Below are 22,853 nucleotides of genomic sequence, written 5' to 3'. Positions count from 1 at the left end.
GCGCTGGCGCCAAATAATCAAGATGCAACTTGGTCATTCACAGCTTTGACGAGTGAACCTGTATTCGCCCGTGCTGTACAGGCGGTCAAGCAGCCCTGCGATCGAGCAATCGGTCGAGCGGCGTGTTGGGTTGGGCGGCGGCGGCCCCCAGCAGCGCGACGAAATCCTCCATCCACTCGCCGACCATACGGGCCTCGAGCAGTTCGCCCTTGTAATTGCATGAACCGGTGATTCCGGTCGGGCGCTCCTTGAGCATCAGCGACAGCCAGGTCTGGTCGATCGGTAGCACCGGCTGCCCCTCGCGCGCGATGTTTCCGATCGATTGCACCGCAATCTCCGGCAGGTCGAGCGGCTGGCGCAGCGGATTTTGCAGCGTGAAATAGACTTGGAGCAGCGCGGCCGGGTCGATCCCCTGCTGCTCCAGATGGTCGGCCAGCATGTTGAACGGCAGCTCCTGCCGCGCATGCGCATCGAGCACGCTCTGGCGCACGCGGACCAAGGCTTGGGCGAACGACAGATCCGGCGTGATTGTCGTGCGGACGATCACCGTATTCTCGAACGGGCCGACGATTCGGTCGGTGTCCGGCTGGGCGCGATTGGCCATCGCGGTGGCGACCGAGATGTCGGTACGGCCGGTCCGTGCCAGCAGCAGGGCCTTCAGGCCGGTGAGCAGGCACATGAACAGCGTGGCGTTATGCTGACCGGCGAACGCCGTGAGCCGCGCGATCAGGTCGGGTTCGAGCCTGAGCGGATGGTGACCGGTGGATGCGCCCGGGCTCGCGTTGCCGTCGAAGATTGGAGCCGCACCGCGCAGATTCTCCGTCCAGTCGGCGGCCTGGCGGCGTGCGGCGTCGGTGCCGCACCACCAGCGCTGCCAGCGTGCGACGTCCGAAAAGGCCGACGGCAGCTTCGGCAGCGGCGCTGAGGGACGTCCGGCCAGCGCCGCATAGCGGCTCGACAATTCCTCGAACAGCACGCCGATCGACCAGCCGTCGGCAACGGCATGGTGCAGCGTCAGCAGCAGCACGTGATCGTCGGCATGGAGCCGCAACAGCCGTGCCCGCAACAGCGGCGGCCGCGCGGCGTCGAACGGGGTGTAGGTCTCCTGCTCGATCAGGAGATCGATCTTCCTGAGTTCGAGGGCCTGGCGCCGCTTGTTGTTGTGCGGCCGCCCGTCGCCAATGACCTCGACGGTGAGGACCGGCCCGAGTTCGCTGGGTGTGGCGATGCGGCTGACCGGCTCCCCGCCGCTCCAGCCGAACGCGGTCCGCAGCGATTCGTGGCGACGCACGATGTCGCCGAACGCCTGGGCGAGGGTGGCCGGATCGAGCGGGCCCTGGAGGCGGAAGGCGAAGGGCAGGTTGAACAGCGGCAGCCCCGGCAGGCTCTGCTCGATGCGAATCATCTGGTCCTGCGCGATCGAGAGCGTTGGAGGGCCGTTTTCAGCCAGCCTTGTTTCAGTGAGTCTTGGCAGGCTTGCAGCAGGCTTGTGCGGCTTCGCCGCCACGGCCTCGTCGACCCGCCGGGCAAGTTCCTCGATCGTCGGCGCCTCGAAGATGGTCTTGATCGGCAGCGAGACGCCGAGCGCGCGGGCGACGCGCGCCATCGCCTGGCCCGCCAGCAGCGAATGGCCGCCGAGATCGAAGAAATTGTCGGTGACACTGAGGTTCTCGACCTTCAGCAGATCGATCCAGATATCCGAGAGCACCTTTTCGGTGAAACGCCGCGCCGGCACGGCCGCATCCGGCTCGGATGCCTCTTGCTGTGCGGGTGCCAGCAGCATGGACCGGTCGATCTTACCATGGGCGTTGAGCGGCACCTGATCCATGAATAGGAATGCGGACGGGATGGCATGGCCGGGCAGTCGGCTCTTCAGGAAGTCGCGCAACTCGCTGGCGCTGACCCGGCTGCCGGGCCTTGCGACGATATGGGCGATCAGCCTGACGTCGCCGCTGGCCTCGCGGCGCGGCTCGACGATGCCGGCGCGCACACTCGGATGGTCAGCCAGCGCATTCTCGATCTCCTTGAGCTCGATGCGGTAGCCGCGGACCTTGACCTGATGGTCGGCGCGGCCGAGGCACTCGATCGTCCCGTCGGCGCGGCGGCGGGCGAGGTCGCCGGTCCGGTACAGCCGGCTAGCAGCCTGGCGCAAGAACGGATCGGGCAGGAAACGTTGCTTGTTCTGCGCGGGATCGTTGATATAGCCGCGGCCGACGCCCGCGCCGCCGATGCAGAGCTCGCCGGTCACGCCGACCGGCTGCGGCTCAAGGTTTGCGTCGAGCACGTAGAGCTGGGTGTTCGGCAGCGGCGCGCCGACCGGAACGTTGCTCGTCGCGGTCGCGGGCGGCTTGGTCAGGCGATGCAGGGAGACGTCGTCGGAACATTCCGATGCGCCATAAGCATTGATCAGCGGCACTTTCGGGCAGCGGGCGAACCAGGCGCGGCAGAGGTCGACCGGCAGCGGCTCGCCGGTCGAGATCAGGAGGCGGAGCCTCGCGAAGGCGCGCAGGATCGGCGCTTCGTCCATGCGATCGACGATCACGCGCAGCAGCGACGGGACGATCTCGAGCACGGTGATGCCTTCGCGCTCGATCTCCCGCGCGAGCAGGGTCGGGTCCTGCACGATCGCGTTGCCGCAGACATGCACGCGCGCGCCGACCATCGGCGCGGCGAGGAACTGCCAGACCGAGATGACGAAGCTTTGCGGCGCGGTTTGCGCGATCACGTCCCTGGCCGACAGCTTCAGCTCGGAAATCAGCGACGCCAGATGGTTCGACAGCCCGCGCTGTTCGATCATGACGCCTTTCGGCGCGCCGGAGGAGCCCGATGTATAGATGAGATAGGCGAGGCTGGATGCCGCGCGCCGCGCGGCGCGGGCCGGCTTGGTCGCCCCCGGCGCGATCGCGTCGTCGAGCTCGGCCACCTGGATGCGCTCGACCAGCGGCTCGAGCAGAGCCTCGACCATGGCCGATTGGGCACGCCCGATCAGCAGCACGCGGGCGCAGCTCGATCCAAGGATGGTCGCAAGCCGCGCCGGCGGCTGGTCGGGATCGAGGTTCAGGAAGGCCGCGCCCACGCGTTGCACCGCGATCATTGCGGCGAGCAGATCGGGTCCGCGCTCCGCGAGCAAGGCGACCACGCTCTCGGCACCGACGCCTTCGCGGGCCAGCCAGCGCGCGGCCGCCTGGCTGCGCCGGGCCAGCTCGCGATAGCTCAGCGATGTGTGTCCGTCCGACACCGCAACAGCGTTCGGCGTTGTCCTGGCCTGACGGTCGAAGCGTTCGCTCAAATTGCCGCGCGTGGTGAAATTGGCCGGCACGCCGTGGCCCTTCGCCAGCAGTTGCCGGCGTTCGGCTTCGGTCAGCAGCGGCAGGCGCGAGATGCGCTGTTCCGGATTGGCGATGACGGCCTTGAGCAGGGTCTTGAATTGAGCAGCCATGTCTTCGATCGTGGCCGCACCGAACAGATCGGTGGCGTACTCGAAGAACCCGGTGAATCGGCCGTCGGCCTCGACCAGCTCGAGCGTGATGTCGAAGCGCGCCACTTTTGGATCGACCTCCAGCCGCCGCGTCGACAGACCCGGAAAGCGTGCCGCCTCGATCGAGGCGTTCTGGAGGATGAACATGATCCGGAACAGCGGATTGCCGTCGCTCCGGCGTGCGATCTGCAACGCACGCAGCACCTCCTCGATCGGGAGATCCTGATTGCGGTAGGCATCCAGCGTGACCTGGCGCACCCGCCGCAACATCTCTCCGAAGCTGGGATCGCCGCCGAAATCGTTGCGCAGGATCAGGGTGTTGGCGAACAGCCCGATCAGACGCTCGCTCTCGATCTGGTTGCGGTTGGCGATCAGCGATCCGGTCGCGACATCCTCATGCGAGGTGTGATGGAATAGCAGGCACTGAAACACCGCGAGCAGGATCATGAAGGGCGTGACGCCCTGGTCCTGGCTCAGCGCGCGGACGTCGCCCGAGAGGGCCCTGGAGAATTCGAAATAGTGACGGGCGCCGTGACCGCTCCAGATCTCAGGCCGTGGCCGGTCGGTCCGCAGCGGCAGCGTGGTGACGCCGTCGAGCTGCGTCCGCCAGTAATCGAGCTGTTCTTTTGCCGCCGGCGTTCGCGCCCAGCTCTGCTGCCACAGTGCGAAGTCGCGATACTGGAAAGTGGGCGAGGGCAGCGCTGCCACGCCCTTCTTGCGTGCCGCGGCATAATGGGCGGCGAGCTCCTCCCAGAACAGCCGCTGCGACCAGCCATCGGTGACGAGGTGATGCAAATTGACCACCAGCGCGTGGCTGGATTTGTCGAACGACAGCAGCGTGACCTTCAGTGGCGGCTCGTGCGCCAGGTCGAACGGATATTGCGCGAGCTTGAGCGTCTCGCGCCGGACGACCGCGACCTGCTTGTCCGCAGGGCAGGGCTTGAGCTTGATCCGCTCGAATTTTGGCGGCGATTGCAGCACAAGCTGCGCCGGCTCGCCCTGCCGTTCGACGAAGACCGAACGCAGCGCCTCATGGCGGGCGCAGATCGCGGTGAGGCTCGCAGAAAGCGCGGTGACGTCGACCAGGCCTTTGAGGAGCGCGACTTCGACGACATTATAGTTGTAGTGGGTCGGATCGAGCCGCGAGAGCAGGTATATCCGCTGCTGCTGGTACGACAGCGGCGTGTCCGCTGTCGCAGCTCCGGCTCGGCGCCAGGCCGGTAGCGCCGCTTCGCGATGGGTTGCGGCGGTCTCCAGCCGGGTCGCAAGCGCGGCGACCGTAGCGCAGTCGAAGATGTCCTCGAACGAGAAGTCGACGTTGAAGCGTTCGCGCAGGCGCGAGCGCATCTGCGTCACCGCGAGCGAGTCCGCGCCGAGCGCGAAGACGTCCTGATCGATGCCGACCTGCGGCAGCTCCAGAAGACCGGCCCAGATCTCCGCGAGCTGCGTCTCCAGCGTGGTGCGCGGCAGGCGCGGCGCATCGGCGTCCTCCGCCGTCGCGATCAGATCGGCCAGTGCGTTGCGCTTGACCTTGCCGCTGGCGCCCTTCGGCAGCGCCGCCACGCCGCGGATCAGACTCGGCACCTTGTAGGCCGCGAGACGCTTTCGCGCGAACTGGCGCAACTGGTCCGAGGTCGCCTCGGAATTCGCTCGCAACACCACGACGGCGGCGACGTTCTCGCCGAGCTTTGGGTGCGGAACGGCAAAGACGCCGGCCTCCAGCACTGCCGGATGGCTGAGCAGGACCTCTTCCACCTCGAGCGGCGAGATCTTCTGCCCGCCGCGATTGATGACGTCCTTGATGCGGCCGACGATGAAGAGATAGCCGTCGGCATCGAGATAGCCGAGATCGCCGGTCCGGAACCAGCCGTCGCGGAAGGCGGCCTGCGTCGCCGCCTCGTCATTATAATAGCCACGGCTCATGTTCGCGCCGCGCAGCACGATCTCGCCGTGTGCGCCGCTCGCAAGCGCGCGGCCCGTCTCGTCCATGACCGCGATCTCGGGCCCCGCGGCTCGGCCGACCGATCCGAGCTTGCGCAGCTCGAACGGGTTGGCCGCGATCTGCGAGGCCGCCTCCGTCATGCCGTAGGTTTCGAGCACGGGAACGCCGAACGTTGCCTCCAGTCCGCCAAGGATCGCGGGCGCGAGCGAGGCCGAGGCCGAGCGGATCACGCGCAGCGACGAGGCCCGGGCGCGGTCCGGATTCGCTTCCGCCGCCGTCAGCAGCGCGCGATGAATGGTCGGCACCGCCGTGTACCAGGTCGGTTGCAGCTCCCGCATCCAGCCGAAGAAGGACGAGGCGTCGAAACCCTCGGTGCAGATCACGCTGGAGCCCGCGGCCAGCGCCGTCAGCAGACCCGAGATCAAACCATGGGCGTGAAACAGCGGCAGGACGTTGAGCAGGCGATCGTGGGACGTGAGCGACAGCACGCGGCCGGCATTGGTGGCGGACAGGCAGACATTGCGATGCGTGAGTGGCACCATTTTCGGCCGCGCCGCCGTGCCTGACGTCAGGAGGATGAACGCATCGTCGTCGCCGCGCGAGGCGCCGCTCGTGCTCGCCGGACCGACCGCCGGGCCCACGAACGCGCAGCCTCCGAGATCGTCGTTCGGCCCCGGCACGAAATCGATCACCGCGATATCGAGCGCCCTGGCGACGTCGCGACTGGCCGAGTTCATGTCGGCCCGGGTGACGAGCGCCGTCAGCTTCAATTCGCTGAAATAGCGTTGCAGCTCGTCCGCGGTCAGATCGGGATTGACGGGGATGCAGGCGCAGCTTGATGCGACCGCGATCAGTGCCAGCGCGCTGTCCGCGCCGCGCGGCAGCGCAACGGCAATCCGGTCAGCCGGCGCGATGCCGAGCCCGCGCAGCGTGCGGACCAGATCCTGCGTCCGCTCGCCGAGCGCGCCGTAGGTGAGGGCCGGCCGGCCAGGGGCGAGGAGGGCGGGCGCCGCCGGCGTCCTGCGGGCGTAGAAGTCGAGAAGGCCGCCGATATGGGAAAAGATCTTCGTTTCGCCGCTCGCGCCGACCGATCCCGCTCCGGATGCAATGTCCGACAATGCCATTCCTTTTTGATCTGATTGAGCTATTCTTCCTATGAGTTAGGGAACGCGTCCAGTCTGAGGTGAAGTTCGGGCCCCAAAATCTGTGGTTGAGGGGCCTAAAGCCCTTCGACGGAGTGATGGTCGGGCAGAATCACCATGCTGGAGAATGAGCCGAGCACGGGAGCGGAAGGCGGGCTGAAGCGCTGGCTCGAAGGCATCGGCCTTGCGCACTACTCCGATCTCTTCGCGCAGCACCGCCTCGATCTCGATGTCATGGCGGATCTCACCGAATCCGACCTGGTCGAGCTCGGATTGCCGCTTGGTGATCGCAAGCGGCTCCAGCGAGCGATGGCGGCGCTGTTCCAGGCTGAAACCGCGGAGGCGCCGGCCGCCGCGGCGCCCCCGCAGGCCCGGGCGGAGGTCGGGGCCGAACGGCGTCAACTCACCACCATGTTCTGCGACATGGTGGATTCCACCTCGCTCTCGGTGCAGTTCGATCCGGAAGACGTGCGTGACTTGATCGCGAGCTTCCGCGAGACCTGCGTCCGCGTGGTCAAGCACTACGAGGGCTTTGCCGCTCGGTTCGTCGGCGACGGAATTTTGGTCTATTTCGGCTATCCGACTGCACATGAGGACGACGCCGAGCGCGCGGTGCGTGCGGGGCTCGAGATCGTGCGGGTGCTGTCGACCGCACGCGCGATCGAGCCGCGTGGCGCGCTCAGCCACTCGCCCGCCGTCCGTATCGGGATCGCGACCGGTCTCGTCGTGGTCGGCGACCTCGTGGGGCAGGGCACCGAAGAGCGCGACTCCGCGGTCGGAGAAACCGTCAATCTCGCCGCGCGCCTGCAAGCGCTGGCGCCGCCCAATGGCGTGGTGATTTCGGCCTCGACGCAGTCGCTGCTGAAGGGGAAGTTCGACTACTGCAATCTCGGCGTCCATGCGCTGAAGGGCATCTCGGAGAAAACGCAGGCCTGGCATGTGGTGCGTGCCTCGCGCGTGGAGACCAGGTTTGCCGCCGCGATGGGCACGCGGCTGACGCCGCTCGTCAACCGCGAGGAGGAGATCGCGCTGCTGATGGGGCGCTGGCAGCAGGTCAAGGATGGCGACGGCCAGGTCGTGGTCAAGTTCGGCGAGCCCGGCATCGGCAAGTCGCGCATCATTCAGGAGATATTCGAGCGGATCGCAGGCGACCGCCACGGACAGGTCTCGTTCCAGTGCTCGCCCTACTACACGTCCACCGCGTTCTATCCGTTCGCCGAGCAGCTCAAATTCTCCCTCGGCCTCGACCGGGAGGATGCGTCCGCGCACTCGCTGGCGAGCCTGGAGACCGCTATCGCCGCCGCCCATGGCGACATCGAGCAGGTCACGCCGCTGTTTGCCGCGCTGTTGTCGATACCGACCGGCGACCGCTATCCGCCGCTCGAGCTGTCGCCGCAGCAGCAGAAGGACGCGACGGTCGTGGCGCTGGTCAATCATTTCCTCGGCCTCGCACGCGAGATGCCGCTCGTGATGGCCTTCGAGGACCTGCACTGGATCGATCCGACCTCCCGCGAGGTCATCGATCTCTTCGTCGACAAGGTGCAGAACGAGCCGATCCTCGTCATCATCACGGCGCGCTCCGAGTTCCAGCCCAGCTGGAATGCGCATTCGCACATCACCACCCTGGTGCTGAACCGCCTCAGCCGGCAGTTGCGCACGACGATGGTCGAGCGCGTCGCCGGGAGAGAGCTTCCCAAGGAGGTCGTCGAGGAGATCATCGTCAAGACCGACGGCGTGCCGTTGTTCCTGGAGGAGCTGACCAAGACCGTTCTCGAATCCAACCTGCTGACCGAGCGGCATGGGCGCTACGTGCTGTCGGGCCCGTGGCGGCAACTCGCGATCCCGGCAACCCTGACGGACTCGCTGATGGCGCGTCTCGACCGGATGGGGCCGTTCAAGCGGATCGCGCAGATCGGTGCCACCATCGGCCGCGAGTTCTCCTATGAGACGCTGCACGCAGTCGCCAATACGCCTTCGGAGCAGATCGAGGCGGCGCTCAATCACCTGGAGGAGGCGGGGCTGATCATGCGCCGCGGCCATCCGCCGGACGCGCTCTACTCCTTCAAGCATGTGATGATCCAGAACGCCGCGCATGCGAGCCTGCTGCACAGCGAGCGGCGCAAGCTGCATGCCCGCATCGTCCAGGTGCTCGCCGAGATGTATCCGGAGAAGACCGAGCGCGAGCCGGAGCTGCTCGCCCATCATCTGACCGAATCCGGCCAGAGCGAGGGTGCGGCGAGCCTCTGGCTCAAGGCCGGCAAGCAGGCGGCCAAGAGCGGCGCCAATCTCGAGGCGATCGGCCATCTGCACCGAGGCCTCAGCGTCGTGCAGGCCAATGCGCGCATGCAGGGCGCCGACGAGATGGAGCTCGAGCTGCGCATCGCGCTCGGCAACGCGCTGATCGCCGCCAAAGGCTATGCGGTGCAGGAGGTCGAGGAGAACTACGTCCGTGCGCTCGAGCTCGGCCGGCAGCTCGACGATGAGGAGAATACCTTTGCTGCCACGCGCGGGCTCTGGGTGTGCCACTTCATCCGGGCGGATCTGACGCGCGCGCACGATCTCAGCGTCGAACTTTTGAAATTCGCCAAGCGCGAGCGGCTGAGCGAGCGGACGCAGCCGGCGCAGCAGACCGGCTATCTGATCGAGGCGCATCGCGCGATCGCGATGACCATGCTCTATCGCGGGCGCTTTGCCGCCTCGCAGCATCATTTGCACCGCTGCATCAATCTCTACAGCCCCGATCTGCATTCCGACCTGATGGTGCGCCACGGCACCGATCCCGGCGTGGTCTCGCTGTCCTATCTCGGCTATCTCCTGTGGTTCCTCGGCCGGCCCGACGCGGCGCGCCAGCACAGCGAACAGGCGATCGCGAACGCCGAAAAGATCCGCCATCCCTTCACGCTCGCCTTCGCGCTGGTGTTCGGCGCCTATCTCTGCCAGCATTTGCGCGACGTCGAAGGCACGCGCGATCACGCCAACCGTGCCATGATCATCGCCACCGAGCACAATTTCCTGCACTGGAAGCAGCAGGCCGCGATCCTGCGCGGCTGGGCGCTGACCCAGCTCGGCGAGGCCGACGAGGGCCTCAGCCAGATGCGCTCCGGCCTCGACGAATATGAGGCGATGGACTCCTGGCTCGCCGGCTGCTGGTTCCGATGCCTGCTCGCGGAAGCCTACGCCAAGGTCGGCCTGCGCGACGCCGCCCTTCGCGCGCTGGACGGAGCACTGGCGACCGCAAGGCGGACCGGCGATCACTCCTACCTTGCCGAGGTCTATCGGCTGCAAGGCGAGATCACCCTGTCGGACGGCAATCCGGCGTCGGTGCAGGAAGCGGAAGATCTGTTCGTCCTGTCGCTGGAGACCGCGCGCAAGCAGGGCGCGCTGTCCTGGGAGCTCCGAACCGCCGTCAGTCTCGCGCGCCTGTCGCATGATGCCGGCAAGGGCGAGCATGCGACGCTCCTGCTGACGCCGATCGTCGGCAAGTTCAGCGAGGGCTTCCTGACGCCGGACCTGAAGCAGGCGATGCAGCTCGTCAACGACCTTCGCGCGGACGCGCCCGTTCGGGAACGGGTCGATCCCTGACATGAGCGATCTCGCCGCCGCGCGTGCGCGCTACGTGGAAAGGATCGCAAAGCGCGAGCGGATTTCCTCAAAGCGCCTGCTCGAAGCGCTCGCCGCCGTGCCGCGCGAGGATTTTCTGGCGAGAGGGCCCTGGCGCATCAAGAGCGAGGCGGCGCGCAGTTATCGGCTGACACCCGACGCCGATCCCGTTCATCTCTACGACAATGTGCTGGTCGCGATCGACGCGCGCCGCAAGCTCGACACCGGCCTGCCGAGTCTGTGGGCGCATTTCATCGATTTGCTCGACGTCGGGGACAAGGACCGCGTGGTCCAGATCGGCTGCGGGCTTGGCTATTTCTCGGCGGTGCTGTCGAAGATCGTCGGTCCGAAGGGCAGCGTGCGTGCGATCGAATGCGACGAGCGGCTTGCAGCCCGTGCCGCGAACTATCTTCGCGCCTATCGCAATGTCGAGGTCGTCCACGGCGACGGGTGTGAGGACATCGGCGCGCCCGCCGACGTCATCATCGTGCATGCTGGCTTCTCGCATCCGCATCCGCTCTGGCTCCAGTCGCTCCGCCCGCGCGGCCGCCTTCTGGTGCCGCTGACCCAGCGGGACCGCGAAGGTGCCGTCGTCAGGATCACGCGCAAGGGCAGGGGGTTCGAGGCCGAGCCGGTCCAGCAGATCCGGATCTTTCCCGGCCGGGGTCGCGGCACGACCGCGCTCGACGACCGTGTCGCCGACTGGTGGCAGCGCGCCTCCGCCCTGGCGCCGCTGCGGTTTCGCTGCATCGAGCAGGGACTGCCGTCGGATGGCTGATGCTTCGTTTCATTTTACCTTGATTGCGAATGTGAGTATCCAGCGCCCCCCGGTGCGGTTATGACTGTGGCTTGATGGCCATTTGAGCACGCTCCATGCATTCCGTTGCACTGCTGACTGCCAGCTATGCCAAGGATATCGAACGCTTTTCGCTGCTCAGCGAGAGCATCGACACCTGGCTGACGGGATATACGCGGCATTATGTTCTCGTTAACGATGAGGACGTGCCGCTGTTCGAGCGGTTCGCTTCCGACAAGCGCGTCATCGTTCCGGCCTCGCGGTACTTGCCGAAATGGCTCTGGGCGCTGCCGCCGGCGCTCCAGTTCATCAGCAAACGACGCGTCTGGCTGTCGCTGCTGTCGTCACCCGTGCACGGCTGGCACATCCAGCAGATGCTGAAGATCGCCGGCGTCCTCAATGCGCCCGAGCAGCGCGTCTGCATCCTGGATTCAGACAATCTGTTCTTCCGCGAATTCGATGTCGGCCAATATGCCGGCGGTGAGAAGACGCCGCTGTTTGTCACGCGCAAAGGGATCGACGCCGACCACCCGTTACACGTGCTGTGGCTCCGCACCGTCGATCAGCTTCTCGGTATCAAGGAGCGCTCGTTTCCGGCAGACGACTATGTCGGCAACGCGCTGGTCTGGGACAAGGATACCGCGCGCGCGATGACCGACGCCATCAAGTCGGCGACTGGCCTCGGCTGGGCTCTCGCACTGTGCCGGAAGAAGAAGTTTTCCGAGTACCTGCTCTACGGCCACTTCGTCGCCAATTCGCCGGAGCATCTGGCAACACATCGGGTGACGGAAGACAGCATCGCGGTCTCGCATTGGGATGACACGCGTCTCGACCGCCCGGCCATCGAGGCGATGATGCGCGCCGCCTCGCCCGAGCAGGTCGCGCTCTGCATCCAGTCCTATTCGTCGACCTCGATCGACGATATCCGCGATGTGTTTCGTCTCAGCTCGCGCGACCGTCGCGGACCGAGCCTGTCTCCCGATCATATGGGAGACGAAGCCGAGTTCGAGACGCCGAAGACGCGCTAGAACAAGCTGCCCTCAAACGTCCCTCGTGAACCTGCTGATGACGTCCATGAACGGCTTCGGCCTGAATTCGCCGTCGAGCGGCAGGGGACGGTTCGGCTGCTTGTCCGCGCGGGCGAAGGTGCCGTTGATCCAGCTGTAGCGATCCGAGAGGCCCCAGGTCAGGATCGAGCGCACCGGGCCGCTGGTCGAGATCGCGGTCAGGAGATCATCGACACGCTTGGCGACGATCTTGTCGCGCTCGGCCGGACTGCCGGTCAGCTTCTGATCGTCGACGTCGAGCTCGGTGACGAGAACTTCCAGCCCCCACGAGCGCAGCTCGGTGACGAATTCGGCGAGCCCATGCGTGTCGATCTCGAGCTCGGCATGCAGATGCGATTGCAATCCCACGGCGTGCAGCGGGACACCTTGGTCGAGCAGCTCCATGATCAGGTTGCGGTAGGCAGCGCGCTTGGCGATGAAGGAGTCCTTGGCCGACTCGATGTCGTATTCGTTGATCGCGAGCTTGACGAAGGGATCGGCCGCGGCCGCCGTGCGGAAGGCGAGCGGGATCCAGTTGTTGCCGAGATGCTGCGTCCAGAACGTGTCGCGCCGGTCTTTCGGACTGCGGGGATTGTCCGGGATCGGCTCGTTGACGACGTCCACGACGTCAGCTTCTCCTTGTAGTAGGAGACGACGGTGCCGATGTGGTCGAGATACGCACGCTCGACGCCTTTGGCGTCCTTGATCTGCTTGGTCCAGTCCGGAATGTCGTGATACCAGGCCAGCGCATGCCCGCGCATCGTCAGATCGTTCGCCCGCGCGAAATCCAGGATCGCGTCGGCGCGCTCGAAAGCAAACGTGTGCGCGTCCGGCCGCAGCATCGGCCATTTCAGCTCGAGCACCGGCACGACCTGCGTGCAATAGGTGCTGATGGCTTCGCCGAGCCGCGGATCGGCCTGCAGGTCCCAGAGCGTTGCCGCAGCACCAAAGCCCGGACGGCGCTGGGCAAGTTTCGACGCCGGCAAGGCTGACGCGGATCCGCCCGCCGCAAGCGTCGCGGCGCTGCCGAGAAGAGATTCGCGTCTGTCGAGCCTGGCCACGGCATTCCCTTGGGAACCAATGTGCCATCGTACCGACCGGCGCCGTGCAATGCCGGGGTTTCGTCGTGTTGGGTTAACCTTTGCCGGGTGTCCGGCGCGTCAACCCATGGGCCGCTGCATCGCTGTTCCGGCGCGTTCACGCGCTGGAAAGCGTCGCAAGACGCCGGAATCGTGGTTTCTTCTCAGTGATCGCGGCAGCCGGTTCGAGGAAAGCGCAAATTTAACGCTAACGCGCGAAATCCGCCGCGTGGCTCCATTCGCGGCCCGATTTGCAGACTTATGTGACACTCTTCGGGGATGCTGCGGCGCAGTCCGATCGTCACCCCAAGGTCCAACTGATCAACGGCCGCAAAACTCGCATGACCGCTTCCGGTCCCGTGCCCGCATGCTGAACCGCCATTTCTCCATCTACCTGGTCGCCTATATCCTGCCTGCGGCGGTGGGCTTCTTCGCGGTCACCGCCTACACGCGGCTGCTGACGCCCGCAGAGTACGGCGTCTATGTCGTCGGCATCAGCCTTGCCGGCATTCTGGGTGCGATCTTCTTCGCCTGGATCAAGCTGTCGGTGTCCCGCTATCAGGCGATGTCGGCGGAGGTGGATTTTCGCGGCACGGCGATGGTCGCCTTTGGGCTCACGGCCGCGGTGCTCTGTGCCACGACCCCGCTGGTCTTCCTGTTCCGCAGCGACGTCAGCGTCGAGCTGCTGCTCGTCAGCATGTTCGTCGCGATCATGGCCAATGCGGTCGATGTCGGCCAGGAGTTCGAGCGCGCCAAATTGCGCCCTTACCGGTTCGCGGCGATCTCGATCGTGCGCAGCGTATCGAGCGTGGGCTTCGGCCTGCTCGGGATCTGGCTCGGCTGGGGCGGCATGGGCCTGCTCGCGGCGTTCGGGCTGGGCTCGCTGACCGGCATCATCCTCAATCTCGTCGGCGACCGCACCAGGATCGCGCCTTTCCAGCGCAGCCAGTTCATGCAGCTGGCGCGCTACGGCCTGCCGCTGACGCTGGCCGGTCTCTCGGTCGCGCTGTACTCGACCTGCGACCGCCTGATCGTCGCTTATCTCCTCGGCAAGGACGCCGCCGGCATCTTTGGCGTCGCCGCCGATCTGCCGCGCCAGTTCATGGTGATGATCGCCTCCAGCGTCGCCGCGGCGACCGTGCCGCTCGTGTTCCGATCGCTGTCGGAGAAGAACAATGAGACCACGCGCGAGCGGTTGAACGAAAGTCTCGAGCTGCTGCTCGTCGTCGTCGCGCCCGTCGCGATCTGGCTGGCGCTGGCGGCGGACCAGGTCGCAGGCACGCTGGTCGGCGTCGACTTCCGCGCCGGCGTGTCGGCGCTGCTGCCGACCCTGGTGCTCGCCCGCTTCTTCGGCATCGCCAATCAGTTCTACGTCCAGATCAGCTTTCAGCTCGCCGAGCGGCCGTTCATGCTGGCGGCGCAGTCCTTCCTCACGCTCGTGGTGAGCGTCGCGCTGATGTTCGCGCTGGTCGCAGGCTACGGTCTCAACGGCGCGGCGCTGGCGACGCTTGCGACCGAGGCGATCGGCTTCGTCGTCGCACTCGTCCTGATGCACCGTGCCCATCCCGTGCCGTTCGACGTCAATCGTCTCGCCGGCGTTGCCGCCTCCGCCGCAGCCATGGCGGCTGCGATCCTCGTCGCGCGGTCGCAGGTCGACGGCACCGGGCTCGTCGCGCTGGTCATCGTGAGCCTTGCGGGCGGTTTCGCTTACGCCGCCGCGGCGTGGCTTCTCAATGTCGCGAACGTGCGAACGCTGTCGCTGCGTGTTCTGCGAACCTTCAACCGGAAGGCGCTGGGCGTCTAGCAGCGGTGTCTGCCGAGGCAACCGGGCCGGGCTCCAGGCGGCGGGAACTTTGCTCGAGCGAGCAATATTGACCAGTAACTTCGGCCCCGGCGGCTCATGCTGGCTGTATCACCGCCCCTTATCGGCATCTATCGGTGACTGAGAGTGCTGTAACGCTCCCGCCTGATCTCGAGGGTGCATCGCATGCATTTGCAACATTCCCACTCATTCGGTTCGTCACTTGCATCAGACCGGCGGCCGCGCTGTCCCAGGTGCGGCGAACCCATGAGCTTGGTGAGGATCCCCGGCTCATCCGCCTTTGACATCGGAACGTTCGCGTGCGCCTGCCATCACATTCGTGCTGCCGCAGTCGAAACCGACCCGATGAGATCGGCCGCGGCCCTCTGGCTCGCCAGTCACGATTTGAGGCCACCGACCTGAGCGGGTGCCCCCGAATGGAGGACCTGGAAGACTTCATCCACCTCGAAAACCTCAAAATCCTCAGACGGCAGATCGATCTGGCCAAAGACGACGTCCGGCGGCAATGGCTCATGATACGTCTGGCCGAGGAGGAGGCGAAAGGCCGGGTTGCGACCCGATAGGCGGTCGCCGGCGTACCGCCAAGGGCCGTCGATGGGAGATGTGTGGTGAGCGGATACATATTCAACAACAGGGGAATCCGCGCCGGGGTTCTGAACGGCACATCGATCTTCGACCTCACCGGCAAGAAAGTCTACGATCTCCGGGGGAACAATATCTATCGTCTCTCGGGCGAGTTGGTCGGCCATACGCTCGACGCGTCGGGTGCTGACAAGCGTCTGGACCGCGACAGCGAAGCGCTGCTCTCCGTCCTGCGAGCACCGGAGCCTGACGAGCCCGAGAACCGTCCCGCTCCGCAAAGGCAGCCATCTGACAGCTTTGCGGAAGCAATACGTCTGCGCCGGCAGGTCTCGGACACCCCGTCCGATCGTCCCAAGAAAGGATGATCCTGCATTCCGAGAGCTTCACGAACACTTCGCACAGGCCCGCAACGACACCCGATGCGGGCCCGGTCACGCCGAAAATCTATTGCAGCGGCGACCGCATCCCGGTCGCAGCATCGTAGACCAGGATTTGCAGCATTGGGAATCTGCCGAGCAACTCGGCGCCGGCTTCTCGGGCAGCAGTTTCGCTGTCGTAACGGGTCTTGAAGTGGCCATCGACCACAAGCGTGAAGCCATCGGCCGGTGCGACGTCAGCCCTTTGAATGATTCTCGGCGCGATCTCGTCGACGTGCGCGGTCGGCTTTTTCATGGGGTACCTTCATATCGTTGCAGGAGGCGGCTCGAGGCGTTCTTGCCCCCAACTGTCTCAGTCGTCCCTCACGATCTCAGGCTTGTCATACAAGACCGCGTTCAGGAGGGAACTGTGAACCTCGATCTTGCCGTTGTAGGTGATAAAGCCGAGCTTGCGAAATTTGTTCATGAAAAAGCTGACGCGTGAGCGGGTCGTCCCGATCATCTCTGCGAGCGTCTCCTGACTGACCTGCGCCGTGATGGGCTGCGTGGCGCCATCCTTGCCAAAATTCGCCAGGAGCAGGAGAAGACGCGCAAGCCGCTTCTCGCTCGAATTGAACAACTGGTCGATCAGGTCTTCTTCGATGCGGCTGTTTCGACTGAGCAGATACTCCATGAACAACTCGGAGAACTTTGGCTCGCCCTTGAGTATCGCAAGCATAGCCGATTTCGCGATCGACGTGACCAGGCATTGCTCCATCGCCACCGTTGTCGAAATCCGCAAGGGATGGCCGTTCAGGCAACCTTCGCCGAAGAATTGTCCGGGCTCCATGATTCCGACCACGGCTTCCTTGCCCTGCTCGGAGACGACGAGAACCTTGATCCTGCCCTTCTGGATGTAGAAAACCGTGTCCGCGGCGTCGCCCTGCGAGAACACGACCTGGTTCTTGTCGAATTTCAGTATGGCTTTGCCCTCGCCGACCTTGGCGAGAAAGAGTTTTGGATCGAACGAGCTTTTCGCCGCTTTTAGCATAACGTCGTCAAGAACCTGATGGAGGGGGCTTCAGTTTAGCAGGGCCGGGGCCGGGCGCGTTAGGCAAATCTTGCGTCCGCCTTCGGGCCCCCCGGTGATCCCGGCCAGGCAATTGTGGCGGCGGCCTCGGCCGGCTCGCCATACGGCTCGCCTGCGGTCTCAATGCCGTACGACCGTCTGATGCCGGTCCTTCATGAGTGCGGCATCCAGCTCCGTTTGGCTGACCGAGTAGAACTGGATCAGTAATTGGGGGGCAGACCTCGCGGGCGTCTGAAGCAGCGTCGCCACGCGCCGATAGGCGATCCTCGACAACCCTTCGATCTGCTCGTCGTCAGTGACGACGACATATTCACCGGCGGGCTGAGTGCCCTCCAGGCCCTGAAGGACGAAGGGATTGGCGAACGAAACGGTGGTCCGTGTTGTTCTGATAGTCAAGGTGAGATCTCCTGGACGAACTGCAGAGGCGTCAGCCGCGCCACTTGTCGACCCCTCTTCGTGCCGGTCGAGGGACGGCCATCAGAGAGCCTATCGGTTGGCTCGCTCTGCTGCAGAGCAAAATTGCTCAGCTTTGAAGGAATGGTCCGCAACTGATCCTGAGCCGCGCGCCGATCATACGATCGGCATCTGAGCAGTTTTGCACATCATCCGCCCTTGCCCGGGTCTAGTCTGACGGGTGACGGAACACTGCTTGGTCGTCCGTTGGTGAGGTGAAAATGAACATATCTGGTGAAAGCCTTCTCGTCATATTGGCTGTGGGCATCGCGGCCGGTTGGCTTGCGGGCCAGATCGTCATGGGTACGGGCTTGGGCCTGGTCGGCGATCTCGTCGTGGGAATAGCGGGCGCCTTCATCGCGAGCTGGTTATTTCCGCAGCTGGGAATCCATCTCGGTTCGGGGATCGTCTCGCAGATCATCGACGCCGCGGTCGGCGCGGTCTTGCTGCTCATGATCATCGGGCTCGTCCGCGGACGAAGCCGATGGGGCGGAAGCTGGGGCGGCGTTTGGCGCAAACGCTGGTAGGCGGGCATCGTGAGAGTCTGCCTGGAACGAACGTCGCCGGGACTACTTGGTGATGGCGACCGGATATGATGCCCACTCATCATACCCGATGAATGGCGGCCCCGGTTCGCACCCCCGTGCTGGGGCCGCTTCCTTGAGCGTTCCCCTTCAGCTGCTATTTGGCTGATCTCATCGGGTCGTCCATGGATATCTTGTGGACGTTCCCGCATTTGGCACATTCGAAGATTCGAAGATTGGGACCGTCGCAGCTTGCCCCGACGTGGATCAGCATCATGCGGCTCTGGCAGGCCGGGCAGAGTGGCCGGGGTATCGGAATCAGCGTCGGTTCTGGACGAGCATAGACCTCGGACATATGAAGCTCCTGCCCATATGGCGGGGTACGCTGTACCCGAAGCCGCCGCCGATGACAGCCGATTCGCCGGCTGCGTCATGGCCAGCATGCCGCGCTCGCGTGTCAGCTTCAGTTCAATATTGCTCACATTGCCGGAAAATCGCCGGCCGGTCGGTGAACATCTCCGACCTGCGTCCCTTCCCATCTCAGTCGCGGTGTGTCATGGGGGGCAGGCCAATTCGGCGGGACGCCGGCTCCCGGCGTGAGCAATATTGCTCAGCAGGACATCCAGGCTCGGATCAATATGAGTGCGTGGGGGCAGGACCTCAGAACTGCTGCCGGAGGCGTCCGTGGGCGATAACGATACTTCTTCGGCGGACATCGGGAACAGACCAGAAATGACTGAGAGAACGCCGGAGATCCGCGCGACGGCGCGGATGCTCGCCCGCTACCGCGAGCCCGACAGTGCGCGCGGTGTCCTCGAGCTGGCGATCACGGCGGTGCCGCTTGTCATCATCTGGGTTCTGATCTGGGCCGCTCTTGACCACGGCTATTGGTTTGCCCTGCTGCTCGAGGTGCCCGCGGCGGGTTTGCTGGTCCGTCTCTTCATGATCCAGCACGATTGCGGACATGGCTCGTTCTTCCGCGGCCGCGTTGCGAACGATTGGGTCGGCCGCGCCATCGGCGTGATGACACTGACGCCATACGATTACTGGCGACATAACCATGCACGCCACCATGCGAATTCCGGCAATCTCGATCACAGGGGCTCGGGCGACATCGATACGTTGACCGTGCGCGAGTTTCGCGACCAGCCCCTATGGGGTCGGATGCTGTACCGTTTGTATCGCCATCCCCTCGTGATGTTTGGCGTCGGTCCCTCGTATTTGTTCATCTTGAAGCATCGCTTGCCGGTCGGGCTGATGCGTGGTGGCTGGAAGCCCTGGCTGAGCACAATGGGCACGAACGTTGCGATCGCGGTTCTCGTCGGCGCGATGATCCGGCTGGTCGGCTATGGGCCGTTCCTGCTGGTACACCTGCCGATCATCGTTCTGGCGGCGTCGATCGGTGTCTGGCTGTTCTATGTCCAGCACCAATTCGAGCACACCCACTGGTCCCACGACGACAACTGGAATTTTCACGACGCTGCGCTGTACGGCAGCTCGCACTACCAATTGCCGGGCGTCTTGCGATGGTTCACGGCAAATATCGGCGTCCACCACATCCATCATTTGTGCAGTCGAATTCCCTGCTATCGCCTGCCGGACGTGTTGCGGGACCATCCGCAACTCGCCGGCGTCGGACGGATCACACTGCTCCAGAGCTTGCGGACCGTGCGGCTGACCTTGTGGGATGAGGAGCGCTTGCGGCTCGTCTCCTTTGGAGAGGCAGCCTTGACCTCAACCGCCTCGCCGACGCCGGCGGCCGCCTCGCTGCGAGGCCGCTGAGGCTCGTGAAGGTGCGCGCCCCGCAGTGGTGTTTACTGCCGAGGTTCGGCCGGAAGGTGCCGGGCGTTTAGCCACCATTCTCAACCAAAGCCTGCCGGTTCAAAGAATATAGGCCGGTTTGCGCCGCACCGTTGTGATCCGGGTCGTGATCGCCGCGGCGCTCCACCGCAACGGGGGGAAAACCGGCGGATCCGCCCCCTCCGAGGCGGACATTCTGCCGCAGCGATCGCCGCCAGCCTCGGACCAGCCTTGGCCGGGAGCCACCCTTCCGCCCGCGCGAGCCGTCGTATATGAGAGATTTGTCGTTGGAACGTGCCGAATATCGCCACAGACGGAACGTATGGCGGCTGCGATTTCTTAATCCAAAGATCGCAATCTGAGACCTAATCGACATGAGCGCGGACTGGCATTTCGACCGGGGCATGGCATGAAAAACCGACTGACGACGGCGCAATCCACCCTGGCGATGCGGCGTTGGGCCCCTCCCGGCAGGATCGCGCTTACGGCGTTGGCCGTGCTTGCCGTGGTGAACCCGGCGACCGCGGCCAAGCAGGCGCGCCAGCCGACCGAGGCGGTGGCGCCGCGCGAGGCCGGCGAGCCGATCATGGCGATCGTGTCGATCAAGAGCCAGCAGGTCACCTTCTACGACGCCGACGGCTGGATCCTGCGTGCGCCGGTGTCCACCGGCACCACCGGGCGCGAGACGCCGGCCGGCGTCTTCGCCATCGTCGAGAAGGACAAGGACCACCACTCGACCATGTATGACGATGCCTGGATGCCCAACATGCAGCGCATCACCTGGAACGGTATCGCGCTGCATGGCGGGCCGCTGCCGGGCTATGCCGCCTCGCATGGCTGCGTGCGGATGCCCTTCGGCTTTGCGGAGGGCCTGTTCGACAAGACCAACATCGGCATGCGCGTGGTCATCTCGCCGAACGACGCGGCCCCGGTCGATTTCACCCATCCCTCGCTGTTCGTGCCGAAGCGCGAAGCCATCGCGGCGGTGCCGAACCGGGCCGACAAGCTCTCCGCCGAGGCCGAGGAGGCGACCCGGGCCGCCGACGATGCCAAGAAGGCCGCGGCAATCGCCGCGAAGGAGGCCGCCTCGCTTCCCGCCTCGCTGCGCAAGCTGGAACAGCAGAAGGCCCGCGCCGATGCCGAGCTTGCTTTTGCCGACAAGTCGCTCGCGGCGGCAAAGACCGATCAGGCCCGCGCCAAGGCCGAGGAGCTGAAGCAGAAGGCCGCCACCAAGGCTGCGGATGCGACAACGCAGCTCGACACCGCCAAGGCCGCCGCGCAACCGAAGCGCGACGCTGTCGCGGCAACAAAGGAGGCCGCGAAGGCGGCTGCGACCAAGAAGGCCGAGATCGTGAAGGTCGCGACCGACGCAAAGCTCGCGCTCGAGCCGGTCTCGGTCTACATCAGCCGCGCGACGCAGAAGCTCTATGTGCGCCGGAACACGCACAAGCCGGCGCCGGATGGCGGCGGCGAGGTGTTCGACACCAGCATCGAGGTCCCGGTCACGATCCGCAATCCCGACCAGCCGCTCGGCACGCATATCTTCACGGCGATGGCGAAGAACGACACCGGCCTGCGCTGGAGCGTTGTGACGATCGAAAGCGGCGACGACGCCAAGGACGCGCTCGACCGCATCACCATTCCGCAGGACGTTTGGGATCGCATCGCGCCGACCGCATTGCCGCGTTCGTCGATCATCATCTCGGACGAGCCACTGAGCAGCGAGACCAACTACCGCACCGAATTCGTCGCAGTGCTGAGCAACCATCCCCAGGGCGGCTTCATCACGCGCAAGCCGACCGCGCCTCCGATGGACATTGCGAGCGACGACAGCTGGGACAATGGCGGCAACGGCTTCGGCTTCTTCTTCCAGCGCGATCCGAACCCGCAACCGGTCAATCCGCGCCGGCAGCGCGGCGGCCAGTACCCGTACTATCAGCCGGCGCAGCCGATGCCGCGGAGCTTCTGGTAGGACGCGCAGCCGTCGGGGAGCGAGCTCTCCTTCGACTAAGGTCGCGCCGTGATCACCAGGGCCTGAATCCTGGCTTCGACGGGGCCGGGCCCATGGCGCATTCGGATTGCCTCGGCAACGGCGTCCGTCGCGGCCTCAAGCTTGCTCGCGTCCCTTGCCTCGATCTCGTTTCGCAGCGGCGTCCCCTGGCAGTATGCGAACGCCACATATTCGGGTGTCGGCGCGCGGCTCACGGCAGGAAGCGTTTCGATTGAGATGTGGCGGAAGCCCGCTTGCTCCAGATCGGCGTTGATGACGGCCTTGTCGTGATAGCCGTGCGGCGTCCGCGCCATGAAACGCGGCGGATCGTCGGGAAAGATCTTTCCGAGCACGGCCGTCGCCTCGTCGGCGAACACGTTCTCCTCGATGCGGTCCCAGACGTTGAACACGAACGTGCCTTCCGGCCGTAAGACCCGCTTCGCCTCGGCGTAACCCTTGATGCGATCCGGAAAGAACATGGCGCCGAACTGGCAGCAGACCACGTCGAACGCGGCGTCGTCGAATGGCAGCGCGATGGCATCCGCCGGGCGCCAGGTAATGCGATCGTCATCGGCCTGGCGCTGCGCCGCGACCGCGAGCATCGGCTCGTTGAGATCGGTCGCGACGTAACGGATGCCGGGAGGCAGCGCTGCCGTCACGGCCCGCGTCACGGCGCCGGTGCCTGCGGCGGTTTCCAGCAGCGTTGACGGGGAGAGCGCGGCGACACGCCTGGCGATGTCGGCGGCGTAGTGGGCGAAGATCAGCGGGACGAGATACTCGTCGTAGATTTTCGGGATCGAGCCGGCGAAGACCTTGTCGGTAGAGGACATGTTTGCCTCGCTGAAGGTTCGGACACGGGATCAAGCTACCATGGATCGCCATCTACCGGGCGAGCAGCGATGTGAACCCCGCCGGTTCCTGCATCGCCTTGCGCGCTTCGAGAAGGTCCGCGTCGTTGGTGGCATTCGCGAGCTTGGGTGCGCGTTGATAGGCCGAATTGCCCATCACCAGCGCCATGCGCTGGTCGGCCAATGCTCCGGTCGGCTGGAAGGCGAGCGCCAAGGCGCTGAGAAGAAATAGACAAAAGAACTTCATCACGGCCCCCGAGCCGGGATTGCAATGTCGGCGAGAATATCCGACCGGGGTCGCAATA

The 22,853-nt window shown here is 65.1% G+C and carries 15 protein-coding genes and 1 pseudogene; 9 read left to right on the top strand and 7 right to left on the bottom strand.

Annotated elements, in window-relative coordinates:
* Nucleotides 1-85 precede the first annotated feature (85 nt).
* Nucleotides 86-6,544 (bottom strand): non-ribosomal peptide synthetase, encoded by a 6,459-nt coding sequence (locus tag ACFLEY_RS36480; RefSeq protein WP_211433569.1) that lies wholly within the window; start codon nucleotides 6,542-6,544, stop codon nucleotides 86-88.
* A 135-nt stretch (nucleotides 6,545-6,679) separates the two neighbouring features.
* Here ACFLEY_RS36480 and ACFLEY_RS36475 point away from each other — a divergent pair, with 135 nt between their 5' ends.
* The 3 genes from ACFLEY_RS36475 (at nucleotide 6,680) to ACFLEY_RS36465 (ending at nucleotide 11,986) form a co-directional block, all read left to right on the top strand.
* Nucleotides 6,680-10,144: an AAA family ATPase gene (locus ACFLEY_RS36475; RefSeq protein WP_211433570.1), complete on the top strand. Its 3,465-nt coding sequence runs from the start codon at nucleotides 6,680-6,682 to the stop codon at nucleotides 10,142-10,144.
* Between the two features lies 1 nt (nucleotide 10,145).
* Nucleotides 10,146-10,940: a protein-L-isoaspartate O-methyltransferase gene (locus tag ACFLEY_RS36470; RefSeq protein WP_060910723.1), complete on the top strand. Its 795-nt coding sequence runs from the start codon at nucleotides 10,146-10,148 to the stop codon at nucleotides 10,938-10,940.
* Between the two features lie 95 nt (nucleotides 10,941-11,035).
* Nucleotides 11,036-11,986 carry a DUF6492 family protein gene (locus ACFLEY_RS36465; RefSeq protein ID WP_060910724.1) on the top strand — a complete coding sequence of 317 codons (951 nt, stop codon included), beginning with the start codon at nucleotides 11,036-11,038 and terminating at the stop codon, nucleotides 11,984-11,986.
* A 12-nt stretch (nucleotides 11,987-11,998) separates the two neighbouring features.
* On the opposite strand, the pseudogene ACFLEY_RS36460 reads toward ACFLEY_RS36465, so the two are convergent.
* A pseudogene (locus tag ACFLEY_RS36460) lies at nucleotides 11,999-13,065 on the bottom strand (endo-1,4-beta-xylanase).
* Between the two features lie 385 nt (nucleotides 13,066-13,450).
* Here ACFLEY_RS36460 and ACFLEY_RS36455 point away from each other — a divergent pair.
* The 3 genes from ACFLEY_RS36455 to ACFLEY_RS36445 all read left to right on the top strand — a co-directional run bounded on the left by ACFLEY_RS36455 (nucleotide 13,451) and on the right by ACFLEY_RS36445 (nucleotide 15,852).
* Nucleotides 13,451-14,887: a lipopolysaccharide biosynthesis protein gene (locus ACFLEY_RS36455; protein ID WP_060910725.1), complete on the top strand. Its 1,437-nt coding sequence runs from the start codon at nucleotides 13,451-13,453 to the stop codon at nucleotides 14,885-14,887.
* A gap of 434 nt (nucleotides 14,888-15,321) precedes the next feature.
* Nucleotides 15,322-15,468 (top strand): hypothetical protein, encoded by a 147-nt coding sequence (locus tag ACFLEY_RS36450; RefSeq protein WP_156149857.1) that lies wholly within the window; start codon nucleotides 15,322-15,324, stop codon nucleotides 15,466-15,468.
* A 45-nt stretch (nucleotides 15,469-15,513) separates the two neighbouring features.
* Nucleotides 15,514-15,852, top strand: coding sequence for a hypothetical protein (locus ACFLEY_RS36445; RefSeq protein ID WP_049832558.1), 339 nt, complete (start codon nucleotides 15,514-15,516; stop codon nucleotides 15,850-15,852).
* Between the two features lie 79 nt (nucleotides 15,853-15,931).
* Here ACFLEY_RS36445 and ACFLEY_RS36440 read toward each other — a convergent pair whose 3' ends face one another.
* From ACFLEY_RS36440 to ACFLEY_RS36430, 3 genes are all read right to left on the bottom strand, one after another.
* Nucleotides 15,932-16,159 carry a hypothetical protein gene (locus ACFLEY_RS36440; protein WP_028175197.1) on the bottom strand — a complete coding sequence of 76 codons (228 nt, stop codon included), beginning with the start codon at nucleotides 16,157-16,159 and terminating at the stop codon, nucleotides 15,932-15,934.
* A gap of 57 nt (nucleotides 16,160-16,216) precedes the next feature.
* Complete coding sequence (locus ACFLEY_RS36435) at nucleotides 16,217-16,894, bottom strand: Crp/Fnr family transcriptional regulator (RefSeq protein ID WP_011085032.1); 678 nt, start codon at nucleotides 16,892-16,894, stop codon at nucleotides 16,217-16,219.
* A gap of 159 nt (nucleotides 16,895-17,053) precedes the next feature.
* On the bottom strand, nucleotides 17,054-17,329 hold the full coding sequence (locus tag ACFLEY_RS36430; RefSeq protein ID WP_011085033.1) for a hypothetical protein: 276 nt from the start codon (nucleotides 17,327-17,329) through the stop codon (nucleotides 17,054-17,056).
* A gap of 278 nt (nucleotides 17,330-17,607) precedes the next feature.
* Here ACFLEY_RS36430 and ACFLEY_RS36425 point away from each other — a divergent pair, with 278 nt between their 5' ends.
* The 3 genes from ACFLEY_RS36425 to ACFLEY_RS36415 all read left to right on the top strand — a co-directional run bounded on the left by ACFLEY_RS36425 (nucleotide 17,608) and on the right by ACFLEY_RS36415 (nucleotide 21,682).
* Nucleotides 17,608-17,913, top strand: coding sequence for a GlsB/YeaQ/YmgE family stress response membrane protein (locus ACFLEY_RS36425; RefSeq protein ID WP_038966522.1), 306 nt, complete (start codon nucleotides 17,608-17,610; stop codon nucleotides 17,911-17,913).
* Between the two features lie 729 nt (nucleotides 17,914-18,642).
* Nucleotides 18,643-19,692: a fatty acid desaturase gene (locus tag ACFLEY_RS36420; protein WP_060910726.1), complete on the top strand. Its 1,050-nt coding sequence runs from the start codon at nucleotides 18,643-18,645 to the stop codon at nucleotides 19,690-19,692.
* Nucleotides 19,693-20,119: 427 nt separating this feature from the next.
* Nucleotides 20,120-21,682, top strand: coding sequence for a L,D-transpeptidase (locus ACFLEY_RS36415; RefSeq protein WP_060910727.1), 1,563 nt, complete (start codon nucleotides 20,120-20,122; stop codon nucleotides 21,680-21,682).
* A 35-nt stretch (nucleotides 21,683-21,717) separates the two neighbouring features.
* Here the strand turns inward: ACFLEY_RS36415 and ACFLEY_RS36410 are convergent, their stop codons facing one another.
* A complete protein-coding gene (locus ACFLEY_RS36410) occupies nucleotides 21,718-22,530 on the bottom strand; it encodes a class I SAM-dependent methyltransferase (RefSeq protein ID WP_060910728.1) in 813 nt (270 codons plus the stop codon).
* A 52-nt stretch (nucleotides 22,531-22,582) separates the two neighbouring features.
* Entirely contained in the window at nucleotides 22,583-22,798 is a 216-nt protein-coding gene (locus tag ACFLEY_RS36405; RefSeq protein WP_129557528.1) for a caspase family protein, read from the bottom strand.
* Between the last annotated feature and the right edge of the window lie 55 nt (nucleotides 22,799-22,853).

The sequence above is a fragment of the Bradyrhizobium sp. YCK136 genome (assembly GCF_044570075.1).
GTDB classification, from domain to species: Bacteria; Pseudomonadota; Alphaproteobacteria; order Rhizobiales; family Xanthobacteraceae; genus Bradyrhizobium; species Bradyrhizobium diazoefficiens.
Note: the sequence above shows the minus strand (reverse complement) of the source record. Positions and strands in the feature narration are given on the sequence as shown.

Coding starts and splice junctions, on each gene's coding strand:
- ACFLEY_RS36480 (WP_211433569.1), bottom strand. CDS start 6,544: ATGGCATTGTCGGACATTGCATCCGGAGCGGGATCGGTCGGCGCGAGC.
- ACFLEY_RS36465 (WP_060910724.1), top strand. CDS start 11,036: ATGCATTCCGTTGCACTGCTGACTGCCAGCTATGCCAAGGATATCGAA.
- ACFLEY_RS36410 (WP_060910728.1), bottom strand. CDS start 22,530: ATGTCCTCTACCGACAAGGTCTTCGCCGGCTCGATCCCGAAAATCTAC.
- ACFLEY_RS36475 (WP_211433570.1), top strand. CDS start 6,680: ATGCTGGAGAATGAGCCGAGCACGGGAGCGGAAGGCGGGCTGAAGCGC.
- ACFLEY_RS36450 (WP_156149857.1), top strand. CDS start 15,322: ATGGAGGACCTGGAAGACTTCATCCACCTCGAAAACCTCAAAATCCTC.
- ACFLEY_RS36435 (WP_011085032.1), bottom strand. CDS start 16,894: ATGCTAAAAGCGGCGAAAAGCTCGTTCGATCCAAAACTCTTTCTCGCC.
- ACFLEY_RS36420 (WP_060910726.1), top strand. CDS start 18,643: ATGACTGAGAGAACGCCGGAGATCCGCGCGACGGCGCGGATGCTCGCC.
- ACFLEY_RS36425 (WP_038966522.1), top strand. CDS start 17,608: ATGAACATATCTGGTGAAAGCCTTCTCGTCATATTGGCTGTGGGCATC.
- ACFLEY_RS36455 (WP_060910725.1), top strand. CDS start 13,451: ATGCTGAACCGCCATTTCTCCATCTACCTGGTCGCCTATATCCTGCCT.
- ACFLEY_RS36440 (WP_028175197.1), bottom strand. CDS start 16,159: ATGAAAAAGCCGACCGCGCACGTCGACGAGATCGCGCCGAGAATCATT.
- ACFLEY_RS36470 (WP_060910723.1), top strand. CDS start 10,146: ATGAGCGATCTCGCCGCCGCGCGTGCGCGCTACGTGGAAAGGATCGCA.
- ACFLEY_RS36415 (WP_060910727.1), top strand. CDS start 20,120: ATGAAAAACCGACTGACGACGGCGCAATCCACCCTGGCGATGCGGCGT.